The following is a 4,247-nucleotide window of genomic DNA, read 5'->3' as shown; positions in this document are numbered from 1 at the left end:
GGATAGATTTTTTGCAGAAAAAGAAGTTTCCGAACTTTGGATTACTTTTCCTGATCCTTTTCCGAGGGATGGAGATGAAAAAAGACGCTTAACTTCTCCAAGGTTTTTGGAAATGTACAAACCGCTGATTAAAACAGGTGGGATCATTCACTTCAAGACGGATAACACAGGCCTTTTCGATTATTCCTTAGAACTTTTTCAGAATAGAGAAGACATAGACGTGTTAGGTTTCACGCATGATTTTTATCAATCAGAATGGAAAGATGATCACTTTGGTATCCAAACTCGATATGAAAAGATGTTTTCTGAAAAAGGTGAAAAAATCAAATACCTGAGATTTAAATTTAAAGAGCTATAGAAAGCTTTTAAATCGTAAAGCCTCCGTCAGCAGTCATGATAGAACCTGTGGTGTAAGATGATCCTGGAGCAGCTAAAAACAGCGCCAATGCAGCAATTTCCTCGGTGGTTCCGATTCGTTTAATGGCTAGTTGTTTTAACATATAGTCAAGTATCTTTTCATTGCTCCATAATGCTTCAGAAAATTTAGTTTTGACAATGCCTGGGCAAATTGCATTAACCCTGATTTTTGAATCTCCCCATTCTTTGGCGAATACTTTTGTCATAGACACCAAAGCAGCTTTGCTTACACTATAAATACCAAGTCCGGGTTCCGGGGAAATTGCTCCAATGGAACTTATGTTTATGACAGATCCTGAAGAGGATGCTCTTAAATATTGAAAACACAAATTGCAAAGGGCAAAGGGTGCTTTTACATTGACATCCATAATTTTATCAAAGGCCTCTAAACTAGTTTCATGTATTGGTCCAAAAACGGGGTTGGTTCCTGCATTATTTACTAGGATGTCTAATTGCCCATAGACTTCTATCGTTTTTTCCACTAAACCGGGCAACTCCTCCATATTTCCTACATTACAAGCAATACCAATTGCTTCGTATCCCATGCCTTTCAATCTAGCTGCCTCTTCATCTAATTTATCTTGCTTCCTACTACTTAAGACTACTTTTGCTCCTGCAGCAGCAAAAAATTCAGCAATTGTAAGTCCAATACCCTTGCTTGCACCGGTAATTAATGCAACTTTTCCATCGAGAGAGAAAACCTTAGATAAATCCATAGTTTAAGAGATTTAAGTATAAGCCTTAAGATATAAAAATTTGGGGTTTGGGAGTTAGGCTGAAAGAATATATCGATAGTTTTATTGAAAAAAATCAACAGAATTTAAGAATTAACTAAATAAGAATATGAAAGAAGTCATTTTTGAACAAGTTGGAAAGCCTTTGGAAGTACTGAAATTAGTAGAGTCGCCTGACCCTACTCCAAAATCCAATGAAGTTTTGATCCGTGTCACAGCCCGAAACATTAATCCATCGGATATTATGTTTATCCAGGGCTTATATGGAATTCAACCTCAATTACCTAGCAGTGCTGGCTTTGAAGCCTGCGGAGTAACTGAGTCTTCAGGAGACAAATTTCCAAAAGGAACCCGGGTTATTTTTTCAACCACAGGAACTTGGAGAGAATTAATTTCACTTCCAGAATCAACTTTAATTCCTATTCCTGAAGGAATGCCTGATGAGGTAGCTTGTCAGGCAGTTGTGAACCCAATGACAGCTTATTTGATGATTGAAAAGTCAGGACTAAAAAGAGGAGAGTGGTTATTGATAACTGCAGGTGCTTCCGCTTTTGGGAAATTCGCGATTCAGATGGCAAAAGAAAGGGGAATAAAAGTCGCGTGTACCGTACGTCATGATTCTCAAAAAGAGTTTTTAGAAAAGCTAGGGGCAGACCTAGTAATTAATTCTGAAAAAGAAAAATTGCAAAAAATTATACCTTCAAAAACAGATGGGGGAGTCCACGTAGTGTTTGATGCAGTTGGAGGTATATTAGGGGCTAAAGCCTTAGCATCATTAAGAAAAGATGGACTTATGATGATTTTTGGAAGTTTAAGCTTAGATAACATCCCGTTGAATAGTGGGCTTATGATTTTTAAATCTCTAAGAGTTAATGGATTTTGGTTAACAAGTCTTATGCAGGAAATGGGGCAGAATGAAAGAAAAGATGCATTTAAGAAAGTTTTTCAATTCTTGACGGATAAAACTTCTCAAATAGATGTTGCCGAAAAATTCCCTCTTAAAGAGTTTGCTGAAGCCATAAAAGCCTATGAAAAAGCGGGGCGAAATGGGAAAATTCTTCTTATCAGTTAATTTCTTTCGAAAATATTCTTCTTAAAAAGAGGGAATGCCCATCTTTGTATTTTCTAAAACAAAAAACAAGAAGGAATGAATTGGGATAAGCTGGATTTAGAGCTCACCGAAATTGTAGAAAAGAGAAATCTATTGGCTGAAATGGATTATAGTGACGCCAAATACGATGATTTGGAAGAAGAACTTCATGATTTGGAGGATGATTTCAATGCTGATTATGAAGAAGTTTTGGAAACTGAACTCGAGAAGATTTACGCTGTCTTAAAATCAGACACTGATATTTTACTTCCAACAGCCTATTTGGCGAATAAATACAAGCCGCTCCTTCCTGATGCTAGAGGAATCATTAGCTATGAAGTTTTAGGTAGAGAAGGAGTTCCTATCGAATCAGATCAGTTTGATAGACAAGATGTTCGTTTAGTCTTGGTTCCTAATCCTGCGAGATTTCTGATGATTATCAACGGAAATCCACTGAAAGTACTTTGGAGAAGTAGATAATCCTGAAAAGGTAATAAATATATTAAAAGCCCGGCAAATGCCGGGTTTTGCATTTCTTATAGGAAACAAAAGATTTTATATTGAATTATGAATTCAAAAAGAGTTGTCATCACAGGTTTGGGAGCACTTTCTGCTTTAGGTAAAGATGTAAATAGTAATTGGGAAAGCGCTAAAAATGGAAAAAGCGGAGCTTCTCCAATTTCTTATTTCAATGCCGAAAAATTCAAAACTCGTTTTGCTTCAGAAATAATGGGTTTTGACCCAAGTTCAAAGCTAGATCGAAATGAGATTAAAAGATCTGATTTGTATACCCAATATGGTCTTTACACTGCAGTAGAAGCAATGGAAGACTCAGGTTTGGACATCTCAAAATTGGACTCTCCATTTGATGCTGGTGTGATTTGGGCTACGAGCCAAGGTGGTTTGAATACCTTTGAAAAGGAAATGAGAGAATTTGTGGAGAATGATTCAAACCCAAGATTCAACCCATTTTTTATCCCGAAATTTCTCGGAAACATGGCCTCAGGAATGATTTCCATGAAATACGGGATGATGGGAATCAACTATACGCCAGTTTCTGCATGTGCTTCCTCCAATAGTGCGATTATGGATGCTTTCAATTATATCAAATGGGGAAAAGCAAAAGTGATTTTAACCGGAGGCTCTGAAGCTCCAATCAGCGAAGCATCTATTGGAGGTTTTAGTGCTTTAAAAGCTCTTTCAACTAGAAATGAAGAATATCTAAAAGCTTCAAGACCCTTTGATGTGGAAAGAGATGGGTTTGTGATGGGTGAAGGTGCAGCAGCCTTGATTTTGGAAGAATATGAACATGCAAAAAGGCGTGGTGCAAAAATCTATGCAGAAGTAGTCGGTGCAGCCATGACAGCTGATGCTTTTCATATGACAGCTACACATCCAGAAGGATTGGGGGCATATCAGTGTATGAAATTTGCATTAGAAGAAGCAGGATTGACAATAAAAGAAGTCGATTATGTCAATGCTCATGCTACCTCAACCCCATTGGGAGATGTGAGTGAAACTAAGGCTATTTCCAAGCTTTGTAATGGAGAAAAAACAAATCTCCACATTTCCGCTACCAAATCCATGACAGGACATTTATTGGGAGCAGCAGGTGCAATAGAGGCTATTTTTAGCGTCAAAGCAATAAACGAAGGAGTAATTCCCCCAACTATCAACACTGAAAATCTAGATCCAAATATCCCTTCTGATATTGATATTGTTTGTCTTCATGCATTAGAGAAAAAAGTGAAAGTTGCAATAAGTAATACTTTTGGATTTGGAGGTCACAATGCAGCTGTGGTGTTTAAGGAATTTAAATAGTTAATGCTTTTTGGAAATTTCCTTTCAAAGGTTAAAAAGTAAAAGCTACCTGAAAAAAGTAGCTTTTCTTTTTTATATAAAACCAAGCTTTGCCCTAACTTTCTCTAAAATGGGTTTAGCTACAGCTTTGGCTTTTTCTTCTCCAGCAGTCAGTTTCTTTTCAACTTCATCTGGATTTTCCATAT

General features: G+C 37.1%; 4 protein-coding genes and 1 pseudogene. 4 read left to right on the top strand and 1 reads right to left on the bottom strand.

From position 1 onward, the window contains the following. Positions 1–358 (top strand): annotated as a pseudogene (locus tag Q0L68_RS17155) (tRNA (guanosine(46)-N7)-methyltransferase TrmB); the annotation flags it as partial. Positions 359–365: 7 nt separating this feature from the next. Here the strand turns inward: Q0L68_RS17155 and Q0L68_RS17150 are convergent. After that, on the bottom strand, positions 366–1,133 hold the full coding sequence (locus Q0L68_RS17150) for a glucose 1-dehydrogenase (protein WP_296705480.1): 768 nt from the start codon (positions 1,131–1,133) through the stop codon (positions 366–368). 127 nt (positions 1,134–1,260) lie between these two features. On the opposite strand from Q0L68_RS17150, the gene Q0L68_RS17145 reads away from it, so the two are divergent. From Q0L68_RS17145 to fabF, 3 genes are all read left to right on the top strand, one after another. Continuing rightward, a complete protein-coding gene (locus Q0L68_RS17145) occupies positions 1,261–2,223 on the top strand; it encodes a zinc-dependent alcohol dehydrogenase family protein (protein WP_296705478.1) in 963 nt (320 codons plus the stop codon). Between the two features lie 75 nt (positions 2,224–2,298). Beyond that, a complete protein-coding gene (locus tag Q0L68_RS17140) occupies positions 2,299–2,721 on the top strand; it encodes a hypothetical protein (protein WP_296705476.1) in 423 nt (140 codons plus the stop codon). Between the two features lie 87 nt (positions 2,722–2,808). Then, positions 2,809–4,062 (top strand): beta-ketoacyl-ACP synthase II, encoded by a 1,254-nt coding sequence (fabF, locus tag Q0L68_RS17135; protein WP_296705474.1) that lies wholly within the window; start codon positions 2,809–2,811, stop codon positions 4,060–4,062. The last annotated feature ends 185 nt before the right edge of the window (positions 4,063–4,247 follow it).

This window comes from Algoriphagus sp. (genome assembly GCF_024642405.1).
GTDB lineage: Bacteria > Bacteroidota > Bacteroidia > Cytophagales > Cyclobacteriaceae > Algoriphagus.
Note: the sequence above shows the minus strand (reverse complement) of the source record. Positions and strands in the feature narration are given on the sequence as shown.